15 protein-coding genes and 1 pseudogene are annotated in these 17,601 nt (G+C 73.7%); 3 read left to right on the top strand and 13 right to left on the bottom strand.

Going from position 1 to position 17,601, the window contains the following annotated elements:
• Nucleotides 1–131: 131 nt before the first annotated feature.
• Both I3F58_RS18295 and I3F58_RS18290 read left to right on the top strand, forming a co-directional pair.
• Complete coding sequence (locus I3F58_RS18295) at nt 132–1,148, top strand: GerMN domain-containing protein (protein WP_240109695.1); 1,017 nt, start codon at nt 132–134, stop codon at nt 1,146–1,148.
• A gap of 637 nt (nt 1,149–1,785) precedes the next feature.
• Entirely contained in the window at nt 1,786–2,601 is an 816-nt protein-coding gene (locus tag I3F58_RS18290; RefSeq protein WP_240109694.1) for an aminoglycoside N(3)-acetyltransferase, read from the top strand.
• Here the strand turns inward: I3F58_RS18290 and I3F58_RS18285 are convergent.
• The 3 genes from I3F58_RS18285 to I3F58_RS18275 form a co-directional block, all read right to left on the bottom strand.
• A complete protein-coding gene (locus I3F58_RS18285; RefSeq protein WP_240109693.1) occupies nt 2,591–2,785 on the bottom strand; it encodes a hypothetical protein in 195 nt (64 codons plus the stop codon). The two genes, I3F58_RS18290 and I3F58_RS18285, sit on opposite strands and share 11 nt — an antisense overlap.
• Nucleotides 2,786–2,941: 156 nt before the next feature.
• A complete protein-coding gene (locus I3F58_RS18280) occupies nt 2,942–3,739 on the bottom strand; it encodes an SGNH/GDSL hydrolase family protein (protein WP_240109692.1) in 798 nt (265 codons plus the stop codon).
• Nucleotides 3,740–3,741: 2 nt separating this feature from the next.
• Nucleotides 3,742–4,464: a hypothetical protein gene (locus I3F58_RS18275; protein WP_240109691.1), complete on the bottom strand. Its 723-nt coding sequence runs from the start codon at nt 4,462–4,464 to the stop codon at nt 3,742–3,744.
• 79 nt (nt 4,465–4,543) lie between these two features.
• Here I3F58_RS18275 and I3F58_RS18270 point away from each other — a divergent pair, with 79 nt between their 5' ends.
• Nucleotides 4,544–5,092 carry a MarR family winged helix-turn-helix transcriptional regulator gene (locus I3F58_RS18270; protein WP_240109690.1) on the top strand — a complete coding sequence of 183 codons (549 nt, stop codon included), beginning with the start codon at nt 4,544–4,546 and terminating at the stop codon, nt 5,090–5,092.
• Between the two features lie 13 nt (nt 5,093–5,105).
• Here I3F58_RS18270 and I3F58_RS18265 read toward each other — a convergent pair whose 3' ends face one another.
• From I3F58_RS18265 to I3F58_RS18220, 10 genes and pseudogenes are all read right to left on the bottom strand, one after another.
• Nucleotides 5,106–5,765, bottom strand: coding sequence for an ABC transporter ATP-binding protein (locus I3F58_RS18265; protein ID WP_240109689.1), 660 nt, complete (start codon nt 5,763–5,765; stop codon nt 5,106–5,108).
• Nucleotides 5,758–6,711 (bottom strand): ABC transporter ATP-binding protein, encoded by a 954-nt coding sequence (locus I3F58_RS18260; RefSeq protein ID WP_240109711.1) that lies wholly within the window; start codon nt 6,709–6,711, stop codon nt 5,758–5,760. The genes I3F58_RS18265 and I3F58_RS18260 overlap by 8 nt, the downstream gene beginning before the upstream one ends.
• Before the next feature lie 41 nt (nt 6,712–6,752).
• Nucleotides 6,753–7,583, bottom strand: coding sequence for an ABC transporter permease (locus I3F58_RS18255; protein WP_240109688.1), 831 nt, complete (start codon nt 7,581–7,583; stop codon nt 6,753–6,755).
• Nucleotides 7,576–8,541: an ABC transporter permease gene (locus I3F58_RS18250; RefSeq protein ID WP_240109710.1), complete on the bottom strand. Its 966-nt coding sequence runs from the start codon at nt 8,539–8,541 to the stop codon at nt 7,576–7,578. The genes I3F58_RS18255 and I3F58_RS18250 overlap by 8 nt, the downstream gene beginning before the upstream one ends.
• A 26-nt stretch (nt 8,542–8,567) precedes the next feature.
• On the bottom strand, nt 8,568–10,172 hold the full coding sequence (locus I3F58_RS18245) for an ABC transporter substrate-binding protein (RefSeq protein WP_240109687.1): 1,605 nt from the start codon (nt 10,170–10,172) through the stop codon (nt 8,568–8,570).
• A 104-nt stretch (nt 10,173–10,276) separates the two neighbouring features.
• Nucleotides 10,277–10,664 (bottom strand): annotated as a pseudogene (locus I3F58_RS18240) (GNAT family N-acetyltransferase); the annotation flags it as partial.
• 453 nt (nt 10,665–11,117) lie between these two features.
• Entirely contained in the window at nt 11,118–11,951 is an 834-nt protein-coding gene (locus I3F58_RS18235) for an SDR family oxidoreductase (protein ID WP_240109686.1), read from the bottom strand.
• Entirely contained in the window at nt 11,948–13,690 is a 1,743-nt protein-coding gene (tsrT, locus tag I3F58_RS18230; RefSeq protein ID WP_240109685.1) for a tryptophan 2-C-methyltransferase, read from the bottom strand. The genes I3F58_RS18235 and tsrT overlap by 4 nt, the downstream gene beginning before the upstream one ends.
• A gap of 33 nt (nt 13,691–13,723) precedes the next feature.
• Nucleotides 13,724–16,420, bottom strand: coding sequence for a lantibiotic dehydratase (locus tag I3F58_RS18225; protein WP_240109684.1), 2,697 nt, complete (start codon nt 16,418–16,420; stop codon nt 13,724–13,726).
• Nucleotides 16,411–17,595, bottom strand: a complete 1,185-nt coding sequence (locus I3F58_RS18220) for a cytochrome P450 (protein WP_240109683.1) — start codon at nt 17,593–17,595, stop codon at nt 16,411–16,413. Before I3F58_RS18220 ends, I3F58_RS18225 begins: the two co-directional genes overlap by 10 nt.
• Nucleotides 17,596–17,601: the final 6 nt, after the last annotated feature.

Raw genomic sequence — 17,601 nt, 5'->3', positions numbered from 1 at the left:
GCTCCCCCGGGCGTCGCGAGCGCCCCGGACACGCTCCCGGCGCACTCCAGAACGTCCTCCGTGTGGGCTCCCTGCCGCTCTTCTGCAACGGGCGCGGAGGGTGTTTCCTGGAGGGGTCACCAGGAAACACCATGGGTTCGGAGACCGTGATGAGCCATGTTCCGCCGCGCCGCTTCCGGCGTCTCCGGCCCGCGGCGCTCGCCGCCGTACTGCTGCTGCCGCTCGGGCTGGCCGCGTGCGGGGAGCGTGGGGAGGGGGCCGCTGTCGGGGCGCCGGGCCTGGCCCCCACCCCGAGCCCTGTGCCCGGAACCGCCGTCCCGGGCACGCCGGCGCCCGGGACGTCCGCACCCGCCGATCCGACGCCCGCCGGGACCGGGCCGGACGCGCCCGCGGTCTCCATGCCGCCCGGGACTCCGACGCCGGACGGCGGGGCGCGGCGGGTACGGGTCGCCGTCTACTTCCTGAACGGGGAGCAGGTGTCCCCCGCTCCCCGTACGGTGGCCGGGCCGGCCACCGCCGACGGTGCACTGCGCGCCCTTCTGTCAGGGCCCAACGGCTTCGAACGCGGGCACGACCGCTCCACCTCGATCCCCTCCGGCACCCGGCTCAACTCCGTGGTGGTGCGTGACCGGATCGCGACGGTGGACCTGTCGGGCCGCTACGACGACGGGGGCGGCACGCTGTCGATGCGGGCCCGGCTGGCGCAGGTGGTGTTCACGGCGACCCGGTTCTCGTCCATCGACAAGGTGCGGTTCGCGCTGGACGGCGAACCGGTGGAGGCCTTCGGCGGTGAGGGCGTCGAACTCGGCAGGCCGGTGGGGCGGCAGGACTTCGAGGACCTCACGCCGGACATCCTGGTGGAGTCCCCGATGATCGGGGAGAGCGTACGCTCCCCGGTCCGGGTGTGGGGCAGCGCGAACACCTTCGAGGCGACGATCCGCTTCAGGCTCACGGACGGCGGCGGTGCCACGGTGGCCGACGTCTTCGGTACGGCCACGTCGGGCAGCGGCACGCGCGGGACGTACGACCTGACGATCCCGTACACGGCCACGCGGCCGGGCTCCGGGGTCCTGACGGCGTTCTGGGACTCCCCGGAGGACGGCCGCGCGGTGCTCTCGGACACGGTCCCGGTGCGCGTGACCCGCTGAGCCGCATGGCCGGGCCGAAGCGACCGGGCGCGGGCCGGGGGAAGTCAGCCGGCGGCTCGGCGGAACCTGCCTCCGGACACGTCCCCTGGTCGTCCCCGGCGCCGCGCCGGTCGGGGACGGACCCGGCGCCCTCGCCCCCGTCACCGGACACGTTCTCGTCCGGGGCGGGGCAGGCTTCCGTCAACTCGGCCGCGTACCGGTCGGCGGCCTCCCGTGGCCCGCCCGGCGTTCCCGGCGACCTCTCCGGTGGACGCGGCGTCCCGGTGCGCCCGGGGACGGTCTCGGGGCGAGCAGGCCGTCCTCACCCCGCGCGTGTCTGACGCCCGGGACGTACGCGGGGTCGGGGCAGGGCAGGAGGCCCGGCGGCTCCGCCGCGGCGCTCGGCCTGACGGTGGTGTTCGCCGTCTCCGTCGCCTCCTCCCGCGGCGGCAGGGGACGCTCCCGCTCCGCCTGGACCGCGGCGATGACACGTTGCTCGTATCCCACTGGACACGCGGTCCTTGTGCAGCACCGATCGGCTCCCGTCGGCCCGCTCACGGCGGATCCGTACCGGATGACCCCGGAGCGGGTGAACGGGGCGCGATCTGGCTCCTTCTGGTGTCGGGCGGCGCGGTTTCCGCCCTTACGATGGGCCGCCATGGACGAGGGAGAGCTGGCGGCGCGGCTGTCCGCGCTGGGGGTCGGACCGGGCGGATTCCTGCTGGTGCACGCGTCGTTGCGGGCGGTGGGCCCGGTGGCGGGCGGGGGCGCGGCGGTGCTGCGGGCGCTGCGGACGGCGCTCGGGCCGGACGGCACGCTGGTCGTCCCGGCGTTCACGGCACACAATTCGGACTCCTCGGCGGCGTACCGGCAGCGGGTGCGCGGGCTGAGCGAGGCGCAGGCGGCAAAGGTGCGGGCGGCGATGGAGCCGTACGATCCGCTGGCCATGCCGTCTTCGGGGGTGGGGGTCCTGGCGGAACTGGTGCGTACGGCGCCGGGGGCGCTGCGCAGCGCCCATCCGCAGGCGTCGTTCGCGGCGCTCGGGCCGCGTGCGGCGGAGGTGGTGCGGGGGCACCGCCCCGACTGCCACTTCGGGGAGGACTCACCGCCGGCCCGGCTGTACGAGCGGGGGGCGCGGATCCTGATGCTGGGCACGGGATTCGACACCTGCACGGCGTTCCATCTGGCCGAGTACCGGGTGCCCGAGCCGCCCCGCCGCACCTATCGGTGCGTGGTGCGGGACGGTGCCGGCGGGGGGCACTGGTGGGCGTACGAGGACGTGGTGCTGGACGACGGCGACTTCCGCGCTCTGGGAGCGGATCTCGAGCGGTCCGGTGTGGTGCCGGTGCGGACGGGCCGGGTGGGCGAAGCCGGGTGCCGGGTGCTGGGTCTGGCGACGGCGGTGGACTTCGCACGGGACTGGCTGGTCCGGAACAGGCCCGCGCCTGTGCCCGCGTGCGCGCTCAGGGCTTGACGCTGCTGACGACGTCGGCGGTGGCGGACACCCCGTTGTAGATGGTGGGGGCGAGGCTGGTCCCGGCGAGGAAGAACCCGAGCAGGGCGCACACCAGTGCGTGGGAGAGCTTCAGACCGCCACTGCGGAGGAAGACCACCGCCAGGATCAGCAGAAGCAGCACGACGGAGACGGATACGGCCACGGGTCACCCTCCTCGGCCAGGCCGCCGCACCGGTGGCTCCGGAAACGGGGTGCGGCGGGGCGTGTACGGCGTTTCGGCGGCCCAGTCTGGCGGAGTGACGGCGCCATGCGGACGTACGGCACGTCGGCCGAACGGGTATGAATCGGCGCCGGGCCGTTACGCGCGGCGGGCGAGGGCACGTACGACCGCGGCGGCGACGGACCTCTGCCCGTCGAGGGTGAGGTGCACACCGTCGTCCATGTGCCGCCCCGCCGCCGGTTCCCGGGTGTCCACGGTGGGTTCCGGCCGGTCGGCCAGGAACGCGGCGATGCGGTCGATGTCGCGGTTGGTCCAGGTGATGCGGGCCTTCCGGAAGTACGGGTACGCCCGGACCCGGGCCTCGTCGACGCCGGTCGGGGTGAGCCAGAGCCAGCGGGGGGCACCGTCCGTCGCGGAGAGGTCGAACAGGGTGCGCAGGTTGCGTGCGGTCTCGTCCTGGCTGACGAGCCGGGTTCCGCCGTCGGGCCCGAGGCGCTGGGCGTCGTTGCCGCCGAGCATGCACAGCACCCAGTCGGGGCGCTGCGAGGACAGCGCGGGCAGTTGGGTCGTCAGGGCCTGGGTGGTGGTGCACCCGGACACCGCGAGATTGGCGAGCCCGGTGCCGTCGGGGAGGAGGTGGCGCAGGATCTCGCACCAGGACAGCCGGTCGGCCGTGGTGCTCTCCCCGAGCACGGCGATCCGCTGTCCGGGGGCGAAGGGCAGCCGCCCCACGTCCCCCGCGAGAGCGGGGTCCGCGAGCAGTCCGGCCGCGGCTTCCCTGGTCCGGGTGGCGAACTCCTCGCGCAGGGCACGGTAGTCGGACGGGGTGAGGCCGAACAGGGCGGCGATCCGGGACTCGTCCAGGCCGGGCAGGTGGGGAAGGACCTTCTCGGGTTGCTGGAAGCGCACCAGCTTCGCGGTGATCCCGGCGTCCATGGTCAGCTCTCCGCTCGGTTGCGGGGCCGCCGTTGCGGCAGCAGGAACCCGGCGGCGATCAGCCAGGCGAGGCCGGTGAACCGGGCGACGGGCAGCAGGTAGGCGGCCTCGTCGACGAGCAGGGCCAGTGTGGACAACTCGGCGACGGCGGCGATGGCCAGCCCGGTGAATGCCAGCCCCCGGGGCAGCAACCCGGCGAGCAGCCCCGGCACGGCGATTCCCGCGACGAGCAGGCCGAGCGGCACCACGTGTCCGGGCCCGCCGGTGGCGAAGGCGAGGAAGTGCAGGGCCCGCACGACGCCGGGCTCAGCGGGGAGTTCGGGGCGGGACAGAACCCAGCTGACCAGGCCCGAGCAGGCCAGGAACGCGGCGGCGAGTACTCCGCCGGACAGGGCGATGGTTGCGCCGGGGGCGCGGATGCCGAGCCGGTTCAGCCGGGCCGACATCGTCGCCGCGTAGATCCCCAGTGGGATCGCGACTCCGAACTGCAGGGCCCCGGCGACCCGGAGGGCGTCCTGATGGTTCCGCACATAGCCGAGGACGTCGGCCGACGGGCCGTACGGCGACGGGTAGGCGGTGCCTCCCGCCATGACCGTGCCGATGACGAGCCCGGCGAGGAACAGCGCGGTGAAGACGACGGCGAGCACGCCGGGCGGGGGGCCGCCCTGGGGCCGCCGCCGCTCGCGGGCCTGGGCGGGTGCAGGGGTGAGCTTCGCTGACGACATGGCGGAGATCCGTTCTGATCGTTCTCTTGTGTAAATCGTTCACCATGGAGAATCATTCTCTGATGGGTACGATAGCTGGGTGAGCACACCACGGCAAGCACACACGGAAGAGGCGGCGGAAGCCGCGGAGGACGGGCGGGAACAGCGGCCGGCCGCGCGGCCGGGAGGGGCCGCGTTCCTCCTGGCGCAGATCGGCGCGCACGCGGCGGGCCGCTTCGCGGAGCGGGTGGGTGAGCTGGGGCTGACCCCGCCCGATGTGGGACTGCTGCGGATGATCGCCCGGCAGCCGGGCCGCAGTCAGAGGTCCCTGGCGGAGGAGCTGGGAGTCGTGCCGAGCCGGGTGGTGACGCTGCTGGACGGCCTGGACCGCAAGGGGCTGGTGGAACGGCGGCGCAGCCCGGAGGACCGGCGGCACCACGCGCTGCACCTGTCGGCGGAGGGGCGCCGCGCCCTGGACCGGGTGCGGGAGGCGGCCACGGCGCATGAGAACGACATCTGCGGCGCGCTGGACCGGAAGGATCGGGAGCGGTTGACGGAGCTGCTGGAGCGGATCGCGGAGCAGCAGGGCCTCACCCCGGGTGTCCACCCGGGGTACCGGCTGGGGGCGAAAAGCCGTTCGGACAAGTGAGCGTGATGCTCCGTCAGGAGAACCGGACCGCCCGCCAGTCCTCCGTGCGGTCGCACCAGCGGTTCAGCAGCACGGCGTCGTGGCTGACGGCCAGGACCCCGGCGCCCGTCTCCCGCCGGTAGTCCTCGACGACCGCGACGAGCGCGGCGGTGGTGGACGCGTCCAGCATGGCGGTCATCTCGTCGCACACCAGCCAGCGGGGGCGCAGCACGAGAGCGCGGGCGAGGCAGGCGCGCTGGAGCTGTCCGTCGCTGACCTCGTGCGGGCGGCGGGCGGCCAGGTCCTCTGTGAGGCCGACCCGGCGGGCGAGCTCCGGGACACGCGCGGCGACTTCGGCGCGGCGGCCGGTGGCCCGCAGAGGCTCCGCGACGATGTCGTGCAGGCTCAGCCGGGGGTCGGCGGAGAGGCGGGGCTGCTGGAAGACGACCCCGACCGCGGTGCGCAGGCGCCGTGGGGCGCGGTGGCGCCAGCCCCGTACGGTCTCGCCGTCGATCACGACCTGTCCCGCGTCGGGGCGGTGCAGCAGGGCGGCGACACGGGCCAGGGTGGACTTTCCGCAGCCGCTCGGACCGAGCAGCCCGACGGCCTCGCCGGGGGCGACGGTCAGGGAGGCGTCCCGCAGGACCGGGGCGTGGCGGTCGTATCCGGCGGTGACGGAGCGGAGTTCAAGCATGGTGGGCCTCCTGCGGGTGGTGGCAGGCGACGCCGTCGGTGAGCCGGGGCGTGTCGCGGCAGGTGTTGGTGGCCCGGGGGCAGCGGGGGGCGAAGGCGCAGCCGTCCGGGAGGTCGCCGAGTTCGGGCGGCATGCCGGGGACGGGGATGAAGTCCCGCTCGGGGAGGGCGGCGAGCAGGCCGCGGGCATAGGGGTGGCGGGGGCCCGGATCAGGCGGGGCGGCGCCCACGGCTTCCGTGGAAGGGCGGCGGCGGGCGACGGGTGAGGCGAAGAAACGGTCGGCCGGGCTGACTTCGACGATGCGGCCCGCGTACATGACCGCGACCCGGTCCGCGATGCGCTGCGCGGCGGCCAGGTCGTGGGTGATGAGCAGCAGGGCGTGGCCGGAGTCGGCGTGGCGGCGCAGCTCGTCGGCGGTCCGGTCGACCAGGTCTCGGTCGAGTCCGGTGGTCGGCTCGTCGGCCAGCAGCAGGGGTGCGTCCCCGACGAGGGCGAGGGCGGTGGCCGCGCGCTGGGCGAGGCCACCGGACAGCTGGTGCGGGTGGCGGTCCAGGTGGTCCGCGGGGAAGGCGGCCCGTTCCGCGGCGGCCCGTACGGCCTGCGGCAGGTCGGCGCGGGGGGTGCCGGTGAGTTCGCGCAGCGCCTCCGCCAGATGGGCGCGGACGGTGCGCACCGGGGTGAGGTGGGCGGCCGGGGACTGCGGGACGAGGCCGACGCGCCGGCCGCGTACGGTGCGGGCGAGGGTGCGTTCGTCGGCGGCGAGCAGATCGATGCCGTCCACCATGGCGGAGCCCTCGGTCGTGGCGTTGCCGGGGAGCAGCCCGAGCAGGGCGGAGGCCAGCACGGACTTGCCGCAGCCGCTCTCCCCGACCAGGGCGAGGCACTCCCCCGCCGCCACGTCCAGGTCGGCGTCGGTGACGGCGGCGACCGGCGGACGGCCGCGCATCCGGAACCGGACGGACAGGCCTCGTACCGAGAGAACCGTGGTCACAGCGTCAGCTCCGATCGGCGGCGCGGATTCAGCCGGTCCCGCCAGACGGCGGCGAGCCCGGCGAGGGCGAGGGTCGGCACGATCAGGAAGAGGCCGGGGAACAGGGTGGGCCACCAGTGCCCGGCGAGCAGGGAGCCGCGCGCCGACTGCACCAGGTTGCCGAGGCTGGCCTGGTGGGCGGGCAGGCCCAGCCCGAGGAAGGACAGCGCGGACTCGTGCCACATGGCGTGCGGGATCATCAGCACGGCGGCGATCCCGGCCTGCGGGGCGACGCCGGGCAGCAGGTGGCGGACCGTCACCCGCCGGCGTGAGGCGCCGCCCGACACCGCCGCGTCGATGTAGGGGCGGGCGCGCAGGGTCAGCACCTCGGAGCGGACGATCCGGGCGGTGGACAGCCAGTGGGTGACGGCCACAGACGCGATGACCGGCCATACGCCGGGCCGGAACAGGGCGACCACGACGATGCCGAGCAGCAGGTGCGGCACCGAGGAGAAGGTGTCCACGAGCCGCATGACGAGCCGGTCGGTCCGGCCGCCGAGCGCCCCGGCGGCGGCGCCGACAGCCGTCCCCGCGACGGTGGCCACCAGTGCGGCGACGACGCCGACCAGCAAGGAGACCCGAAGCCCGTACACACAGCGCAACAGCAGGTCGCGGCCGAGTTCGTCGGTGCCGAACGGGTGCCCCCAGGAGGGCGGGAGCAGCTTCGCGGACAGGTCTACGGCCTGCTGGTCGAGCTGGGCGAACGGCGGCACGAGGAGCGCGGCCAGTACGGCGACGGCGATGACGGTCCCCGGGACCGCGCCGCGCGGGAGGGAGCGGTCAGCCATCGAAGCCCGCCCTCGGGTCGGCCAGCCCGTACAGCAGGTCGGACAGGAGGTTGCCGAGCAGCACAGCGGCGGTGGCGAGCACGGTGAGTGCCGCGAGCAGCGAGAAGTCGGCGGCGAGCGCGGCCTGGACGGTCGCTGCGGCGATGCCGGGCCAGGAGAAGACGGTCTCGACGAGCAGCGCGCCGGTGATGAGTTCGGGCACCCGGGAGCCGATGAGGGTGAGGACGGGCAGCATGCCGGAGCGCAGGGCGTGGTGGAGCAGCACGGTCCGTTCGCGCAGGCCGCGGGCGCGGGCGCCGCGCACGTGGTCCTCGTCGAGGGCGTCCGCGACGCCCTGGCGCGCGTACAGCAGGAACCAGGGCAGCTGGGTGGCGGCGAGTACGGCCGCGGGCAGCACCAGGTGCCGGGCGACCTGACCGGGCGTCACGGTGTCGCTGGCGGTGTCGGTGAGGCCGCCGGCCGGGAGGGCGCCCAGGTGGAGCGCGAACAGCCAGATGGCGAGGAGGCCGAGCCAGAAGGCGGGGGCGGCTTCCAGGGCGTACGCGGCGGAGGTGACCCAGCGGTCGAACCGGCCGCCGCGGCGGCGGGCCGCGAGCACGCCGAGGGCCGTGCCGAGGAGCAGCGCGGCGGCGAAGGCGGCGGCGGCCAGCAGCGCGGACCAGCCGAGGCGCTGCGCGATGACGTCGGTGACGGGCCGGCGCAGGGCTGTGGAGTCCCCGAGGTCGCCGCTGAGGGCGGAGCCGAGCCACTGCCACCAGCGGGCGGTGAAGGGCTGGTCGGCGCCGAGGTTGGCGCGCAACTGGTCCAGGTTCTCCTCGGTGGCGGTGAGACCGGCGTTCCCGGCGTACGCGGTGACGGGATCGAACGGGGAGGCGGCGGCCACGGCGAAGACGCCCAAGGTCACGGTCACCAGGACGGGGACGGCGGCCAGGGACCGCCGTCCGGCCATCCTGGCCATCGCCGCCCAGGGGAGGCGGCCGGCGGTCACTTCTTCGGCGCCCAGTCCTCGACGTTCCACCAGGGGCCGGAGGCGAGGCCGTGGTCGTGGGGTTCGACCTGGGTGGTGAGGCCGTCCCAGCGGTCCGCGACCACGTACAGGTGGTCGATGTGCGTGAGGAAGGTGTAGCCGGGGTTCTTCACCAGGGCGCGCTGGACCGTGTCGTAGGCGGCCTTGCGGGCGGCGCGGTCGTTCGTCCTGCGCCCGTCCTCCAGGGCCTTGTCGACGGCCGGGTCGGTGTACCGGGCCATGTTGTTGAAGCCGTCTCCGGCGAGGGAGGAGTGGAGCAGCGGGTACTGGTCGAAGTCGGGGTCGCCGGGGGCGCCGCCGCCCGCGAGCACGGCGTCCTGTTTCATCCGGGGTTCGATCACCTCCCAGGTTCCTGCCTGGGTGGTGATCTCGATACCGGCCTTCTTGGCGTCGGAGGCGTAGGCGAGGGCATGGTCCTGGCGGAGCTTGTCACCGGAGAGGTACCAGAGGGGGAAGGCGGCGCGGACGCCGCCCTTGACGCGGATCCCGTCCCTGCCGGGCTTCCAGCCCGCCTCGTCCAGGATGCGGCGGGCGGCGGAGAGGTCGTGACGGCGTTCGGTGCCGCGGGTGAACCACTCGCTGTCGGTGGGAACCGGCCCGTAGGCGGGCTTCCCGGCACCGTCGAGGATGCCGTCGACCATCGCCTGGCGGTCGACGGCAAGGTCGAGGGCGCGGCGGACGGCGGTGTCGCCGGCGACCGGGTTGTGGGTGGGGAGGGTGACGTTCCGGTAGTCGTAGGTGCGGGCCGTGTAGGTCTTCCTGCCGGGGTCGTTCGCAAAGGTGCGGGCGAGGTTGGGCGGCAGGACGGCGCCGTCGAGGTCTCCGGCGCGGAGCCGGGTGGCGCGGATGTCGTCGTCCTTGACGATCGCCATGGTGAGCCTCTTCACCCGGGGCTCACCGCCCCAGTAGCGGGGGTTGGCCTTGAAGGTGAGCTTCTCCCCCTTCGACCAGTCGACGAGGACGTACGGGCCGGTACCGACGGGCTCGGCGGTGAAGGAGCCGCTGTTGACGTCCTGCCCGCCCGCGATGCGGGCGGGGGCGATGGCGTGGACGGTGCGCTCCGCGAAGGGCGCGTACGGGTACTTGAGGGTGAAGACCACGGTGTGGTCGCCGTCGGCCCGGACGTCCTTGAGGGCGTCGAGTTCGGTGCGGGCGGGGTTGTTGGTCTTCGGGTCGAGGATGGTGCGGTAGGTGAAGACGACGTCCTCGGCGGTGAAGGGGCTGCCGTCGCTGAAGGTGACGCCGGTGCGGAGGGTGTAGGTGTAGGTGAGGCCGTCCGGGCTCACCTCGGGGAGGGCGGTGGCGAGGGCAGGGGTGAGCCTGCCGTCGGGGTCGTGGGCGAGGAGCCCGTCGAAGATCTTGGAGTTGCCCTCGCGGCCGTAGCCGAGGAGCGGGCTGAGCGTCTCGGGCTCGTAGGCGATGCCGACGGTGACCGTGTCCACGCCCTTGCCGCCGCTGTCGGCTCCGCCCGGCTTGGAGCAGGCCGCAGCAGAGCCGGCCAGGGCGAAGGCCAGCGCGGCGGCGGCCAGGCCGCGTATCGGACGGGCGGATCGGGCGCTCATGGAGCCACACCCCTTATGAAGATCAACAGTTGTTGCGAACAGCTCGCAATTAAACCCCATGTACGGTGAGAGGTAGCCTGGCACCCCTTACGGGGTGGGAGGAATCAGCCGTCCAACCGCAGCACCAGTTCGGCGATCTCCGCTCCCCGCCCGTTCGCGAAACCCCGGTCCTCGCCGACGGCCTTGAAGCCGCACTTCTCCAGAACCCGCGCCGATCCGGTGTTGTCCGCCGCCACCCGGGCCAGGAGCGGGCCTTCAGGGGCCTCGGCGAGCAGCCCCGCAGCGCCGCGGTCGCAATGCCCGCCCCCAGTAGTGGCGATCGATGAAACACGTGACCTCCCGCTCGCCCGGATCGCCGTACACGGCCGCGTGCCCGACCACATCGCCGTCCGCGAGCACGGTGCGGGTGACGACGTCCGGCGAGGCGAGGACGCGCTTCCGATGCGCGTCGAAGTGGGCCCGGTCCCTCGGATCCACGGCGGTGGTTGCAGAGCGGTTCGGTAACTCATGATGGCAGCGCGGGCACAGGTCCCCCAGTGATCACGAAGCGCCGCAACTCCGTGATCACCGAGACCTGCGCCCGTTCTGTTGCCCGGGGTCCCCAACCGCGCCTGTCCGCACGGCCTCTCAGTCATCCGGGGTTCGGCGCCCTCCTTGAGGCAGATCCATGCCACCATGCTGATCTTGGCGTTGTGCTTGCCCGACAGCCGTCAACCAACCTCCACGCCGTCCGGCCCGGCGAGTAGCTCCAGGCACCGGTCGTGCGCCCCGGCGGGGGTGGCGGGCAGCCGGTCCAGGGCCGGGGACGCCCCGATGGGTCCCGGCGCCGGGCACGTCCCGACACGCAGCTTCCGGGCCACGATCCACCTCCCGGTCGCCTGGCACCCGCCTTCCACGGGGGCCCTGGGTGCCACGCCCGTTCGCGCCCTTCCCGCCCGGGCCGCGTCACACGATCCAGTCCGACTGCCCGTGCGCGCGCATGCGCAGCGTCCGGGCATCGGCGGCGCGCAGCCTCTCCGCTCCGGCGAGCAGCTGGTCGAGGTCGTCCCTGCCCGTGTGCAGGAATCGGCCCGCGAGCGGGTCCAGCTCGCCCCGCGCCACCCGGACGACCGCCGCCACGAAGGGGGCGGGGTCGGTCCAGTCCTCTCGTCCGGCGCAGACGGCCATGCCGAGCGTCATGTCCGTGCGCACCATGCCCGGGCTGATGTCGAACAGGTGGACACCGCGCTCCGTGAGCGAGGTGCCCAGGACCGAGGTGAGCGCGAGCAGGGAGGCTTTGGAACCGCTGTAGGCGGAGTAGCGGAGATCGCCCTTCACGGCGAGGGCCGAGTTGACGTTGACGATGCGGCCCGACCGTCGCCGGATCATCTCCGGCATGATCGCCTGGCAGGCGTTGACGGTGCCCCGCACGTTCGTTTCGAAGACCTCCCACCAGTGCTCGGGGTCGGTCTCCCAGAAGGGGGTCTCGCCCCGGTCCGCGAGCCCAGCGTTGTTCACCAGCAGGTCGACGGGTCCCAGTGCGGCGAACACGGCTTGTGCGGCTTCCCGTACCTCCTTCACGGACCGGACGTCCGCCACGGAGACGGCGGTCCCGGCCCCGTGCCGTGCGCACACGCGCGCGGTGTCGTCCAGCCGCCGCCGGTCCCGGCCGATCAGCCCGACCGCCATGCCCTCTGCGGCGAGTCCGACGGCGAGGAGCCGGCCGATGCCGCGGCCGGCACCGGTGATCAGCGCCACCTGGCCTCGGAGGGACCGGGGGGATCGGGGCGCGGCGCTCACCGGGACGCCTCCACCGTCAGCGCCCCGAAGGCGCCGGCGCCGCTGCCGTTCAGGATGGCCTCACGGTCGCGCCAGTGTGCCCAGAAGGCGCCTGTGTAGCCCTGCCTGTTCAGGCTGGTGAGGAACGGGTTGTCGGCGTAGTTGTTGTCGTTCTCGCTGCTTCCGGAGATCGTCGGAAGCATCACCCGGTAGTGCTCCGACTCCGGAATGTGGTCCCACAGGAAGTCGACCGACGCGCGCCAGATCCCGTTCGGGCTGGCCACGGTGTCCGGTGCTTCCGGGAGGTCGGGGGAGAAGTAGCAGACCAGGCGGAATTCGCCTGACTCGTCGAACATGAACTGCCTCTCGTACTCGACGGGGCTGCCGCACTTCGCCAGCGGTTTCAGGACGATCGGCCGGGTCGCGTTGTTGGACTGGAGTCCGGGGACCGTCCGTACCCCGTCGCACCGCTCGGCCAGAGAGATCGACAGATCCGTGTAGGGAAGCAGACGGAGTCCGAGGCTGAAGCCCGTGACCGTGGCGTCCAGCGCCATCAGCCGGTCGACGCACTCGCGCATCGTCTCCAGGGTTTCCCCCGGCATCCCGAACAACGCCTCGACCATCGTCAGCATCCCGTTCCGGTGGCTCAGTTCCACCAGGCGCGCCGTGTCGGTGAAGTCGTAGTACCGCCTTCCCCTCGCGGTCACCTTCCACCCGGCGAGCATCTCGGGGCGCACGTGGTCCGTGCCGACGTTCACCCCCGCGCACCCGGCGCCTGCCAGGAGCTCCGCGAACTCCTCGTCGAAGGGGGCGGGCTGGCAGTAGACCCAGAGCCTGAGGTCGCGCAGCGGGCTGTACACGTCTCCGTCCCGGCGCCTGATGATCTCTCGCAACAGCTTTTTGCTGTGGGCGATCGAGAGGTTGAACTCGCTGTCCGTGGTGTGCAGGTCGTGGATGCCCTGAGCGGTCAGCGACTCGATCTCGTCGACCACCGCCGCCACACTACGGCGCCCGAAGCGCGTGCCCTTGGCGTCCGGCTCCACACAATGCGTACACCTGTAGACACAGCCGTTCTTGGTCAGGATGCTGCCCAGGCCGCCCAGTCTGTAGTAGCGCAGATTGTCGACCTTGTACGGCACACCCGAGCGGCGGGTGTAGGAGTTCTCGGTCTCCGCCTGCCATGCCCTGCCCTCGCCGTGGCCGACGGCTCCGAACGACACGGGCAGGGGGTCCACGTCCTCACGCCCGCTCAGCACCGGCGGCACCCTGGTCACCTTCCCCGCTCCGTGGTTGACGAGCAGTCCCGGGATGACGTCCGCGGACCGCCCTTCGTGGAGGGCGTCCGCCAGGTCGCAGATGGTCTTCTCCCCCGGCCCCTTCACCCCGAACTCGACGTCGAGATAGTCGACCAGGGCGAAGGGCATCGTGGAGAACCCGACCCCGCCCGCGACGACGGGAGCCCGTGTCAGCCGGCGGATCTCGTCGACGACCGCCTTGTACCCGTCGACGAAGGGGCGCTGTTCGAAGGCGTACACCGTGTCGGTGTTGCGGCACGTGACACCGACGAGCAAGGGGCCCGCAGCCCGGAAATACTCTCGGAGTACGTCCTTCCAGTCGTCCAGATGGAACGTCAGGTCCAGGACGTGGGTCTCATATCCGGCACGCTCGAGCGCCGTGGTCAGAACGTCCAGTGCATAGGGCGCGATGGGAGGGTATATCTGATTGGGATTGACGAGCGTGACAACGCCCTTGCGCTCCATTGGTCTCCTTCACGGCTCGGGTCAGCCCCGGGTTCACGACGGGGGCTGGGAGGTCTCCAGGACGTACTCCGTGACGCGGCCGCCCCGGGCGGTTCCGACGGGGTCGGGCAGCGGCTCGGTGAAGGTCAGGGTGTCCCCTGCCGCGGCCGTGGCGGCCGGCCAGCACAGGGGCTGCGACAGGTCGACGTAGAGAGGCTTGCGGATCGCCGCACCCGAAGAGGAACGGGCGGCCAGCACCGGGCGCTTGTCGGCCTTGCCGCGGACGACGTCCCAGGGGTCCGGGAGCGTGGTGGTACGCAGAAACGAACGGCGGGGCACGCCGGTGCTCGCGCACCACCGGTACCAGGCCCGGGCCCCCTGCGCGGTGCCCGACGGGGTCACGGCGGGGAGTGCGGCACCAGGGACCTTCCAGGTCCGCCGGCACAGAACGAGACGCCCCAGGGTCAGCCGCGGGTAGTGGCGGACGGCGACGGGGGCCTCCGGCCCGGCCAGGGCGTCCACGTGGTCCCACAGGTCGAGCGTCGCGCCGGACGGCGGTCCGAAGCGGCTCAGCCACCGGTACAGTCCGGGCGCCACAGCGGACAGGGTCGCGTTGTGCGGTACGGGGAACAGCGGCCGACCCGGAAAGCGCTCACCGAACAGCAGCAGTCGGCCGCCCACAGCCCGGACGACGACTTCGGACAGGTCGATCCGGGCATGGGGGGCGCACTCCAGCGCCCGGCCCGGGTAGCTCAGTGCCGCGGGCAGCAGCAGCGGATGCTCGTTGACCGTGGCCCCCAGCAGCGCGGAGACGTCGACCGCTATACCGCCCTCCAGCGGCGTGTGGGCCGCCGCCGCCCAGCCGCGCAGCTCGGCTGTCCGGACGTCGTCGAGGCCCGCGGCCACCCGGGCGGCGAACCGCCCGTAGCCGCTGCCGACACCGTTGACCACCACCTGGTTCCCGGCCGGTTGTACGGGCCAGGCCGCGCACGGAAGGTCCATGACCGCGTCCGGCAGGCCCGCCGCCACGGCGTCCAGCAGGCCGGGGTCGCACCGCACCTCCGTGCCCGGCCGGTCCGCCGCCTCACGGAGCCCCTCGAAGAGCCGACGGCGAAGCCCGAGCACCGCCACCAGCTCGTCGGCGCGGCAGTCGGCGAGCAGGGCGTCGGACTCCTTGCGGCCGGACTCCAGAAACCACTGGTAGGCAGCGGGAAGGGGCACGGGATCCAGCCCGAACCGGCGCCGGAACGCGATCGCGGTGGCGAGCTGGAACGGCAGCTCGTAGCTGAGCAGCGGCACGATGCGCTGGACCCGGCCCAGGTCTGCGAGCACGTCGGTGGATGTACGCAGGATGCCGTCGTCGGCCTGGAGGCCAACGACGTCCTCGCTGACCGGGCAACGCACGGCACCGACCGGGGCACGACCGCCCCCTTGGCCGTCACCCCGCCAGCCGCCGGTGCTCCGCTCGCCGGTGCTCAGGGTCCGGGCGAGTGCGCTGATCCCCTCCCTCGCTCGCCGCAGCGCGCCGCCGCGCCCCGCGCCGTCGAGCGCGTCCTCCGCGTCGCGCAGCACGCACAGCGAGTCGTGGACGTCCCTGGCGATCCGGGCCTCCTCGCCCTCGGCGCGCGGTCCCGGGGCGGTGGCGTCGGCCGCCGCGTGCAGGGTGCGCCAGCCGTGGGTCGGCAGGGCCGGTCCGACCTCCAGCAGCCCGCGCCGCACGAGCGTCTCCAGCGTGCCGGGCAGCGCGCCGTCCTTCGTGACGGTGTCCAGGCGTACCGGGTCGCGCAGCCGGTGCAGGGTGCGGGCCAGCGCCGGCCCGCACCGCGCGGACCCGAAGCGCTCCATGCCGTTCCCCCGGGTCACCAGCCACGTCACCCGAGGGCCGTCGTCGTGTTCGCGGATCATCGCGCTCGGGTTCGCGGTGAGCCACAGGCGCTCCGGTCGCAGACTCCGGTAGCCGCCGTCCGCGACCCACTGCCGCACCCGCTCGACCGCTCCGCGGTCCACTCGCACATGACTGCGCGGCGCGCTCTCCACGCCGTCCCGGAAGAGCAGGTGGGTGGCGGCGAAGCCGGCGAACGGGGTGGCCTTGGTCGCGGCGCGCTGCACCAGGCGCAGCAGCGTCAGAGCTCTCCGCCGGGCCTTCCTTCCCGCGGTCGCGTCCAGCGCGCCGACCGGCCCGGCCTCCAGGAGGCCGGGTACGGACAGCTCGACGGACCAGGCGAGGTCCGGGTCGTCGAGGACCGCGTCGACCGTCGCGCCGGCGGTCCGGGCAAGCGTCCCCAGGGCCGCGTCGAGGTCCCGCCGGGCGGACTCCCGGGCCTCCAGCACGCGGGCGTACTCCGCAGCCAGGTTCTCGGTGTACGCGTCCGCTGCCGGCCCCGCGGGAAGCGGCCGGACGGGAAGCGTCCGGGCGTGGAAGGCGGCGCGGCGCGCCCGCAGCAGGTCCCGGCGCGGCTCCTTCGGCGCCGTCGGCACCAGCGTGCCGAGGTGGTCCGCGAGCGCGCCACCCAGTCGGAGGGCGGCGTCCTCGGCGTCGGCCCAGGCCCCGGCCGACTGCCACACCCGATCGCTGCCCAGCTCCGTCAGGACGGAACCGGGCAGGCGGCACCGCCTGCGCACCGCGACCGGTCCCAGAGTGACAGGGCCGGTCCGCGACGGCACCGGGTCCCCACCGGGGAGCACCGCCTCCCGACCGGGCAGCACCTCACCCTCACCCGGCGCCCCCTCGTCCCCACTCGCTAGCGCCATGCGATCTCCAGCGGCAGGCTGTCCAGTCCACGGTGGAGGAAGTGCGGCGCCCACGTGGGCTCGGCCGCCAGGCGCACACGGGACCACCGCTGCCCGGCCGCTTCCATCAGCACCCTGCCCTCGGTGCGTGCCAGGTGTGCTCCGAGGCATACGTGGCGCCCCTCACCGAAGCTGACACCGGGGTGGGCGGCCGGGGCGCCGCTGGTGAGCAGCTCGTGGTTGGCGGCGCCGAGCATCACCCTGATCCGGTCGCCCGGACGGATGCGCCGCCCTTCGAGCCGGCACTCCTCCTGCGCCACCCGGACGGTGAAGGTGAGCGGTGACTCGGCGAGGAGGAGCCGGTCGACCTCCGCCGGGACGTCGACGGTGCCGGCCGCGAGGCGGTCCAGCAGCCCGGGCCGGGTCGCCAGGCTCAGCAGCAGGCCGCTGAGCATGTTGCGGGAGGTGTCGTGGCCCGCGATGTACAGGCTGAAGACGTTGGCGACGATCTCGGTGTGGGACAGCGCTTCCGGGGTGCCCTCGGCGCCGGCGGCGAGCGCCAGCACGGAGTCGGGTACGAGCCGGTCCGGGGTGGCCGTCCAGCCGGTGACGAGCCGGCCGAGCGCGTCGACGCCGGTCAGGGCCGTACCGACGTCGTCGCCGGACGGCCGGCCCGACGAGACTCCGCCGCCCCTGCTGATCGCCCGGCAGAGCTCACTGACGTCGTGGCGGTCGTCCTCGGGGATGCCGACGAGGTCTCCGATCACACTCACCGGCAGCCGGGCGCTGATCTGGGCGACGCCGTCCATCGCCGTACGCCCGTCGACGTCGTCCAGGAGTGCCGCCATGGCGGCCTCGATCCGGGCGGTCCGGGCGCGGACGGCCCGGGGGGTGAAGAGCCGGCCGAGGAAGCGGCGCAGCCGGGCGTGCCGTTCTCCCTCGGAGGCCAGCAGCATGCTCTGGAAGAAGCCGCCGTGGCTGCCGCTCTCCGACCATTGCGACTCCTGCGGCGGGCCGGGCATGCGGAAGCGCGGGTCGCGCAGGACGAGCCGCGCGAGTTCGTGGCCGGTCACCACCCACGTGCGGTCGGGTGCGCTCCAGACCAGGGGCCCCTGACGGCGCATCCGTTCGTACAGCGGGGCCGGGCACCTCAGCAGCGCCTCGGTGACGGCCGTACGGGCCGGGCGAGTCGTCATGCCGTC

Source organism: Streptomyces sp. MUM 203J, from assembly GCF_022414595.1.
GTDB lineage: Bacteria > Actinomycetota > Actinomycetes > Streptomycetales > Streptomycetaceae > Streptomyces.
Note: the sequence above shows the minus strand (reverse complement) of the source record. Positions and strands in the feature narration are given on the sequence as shown.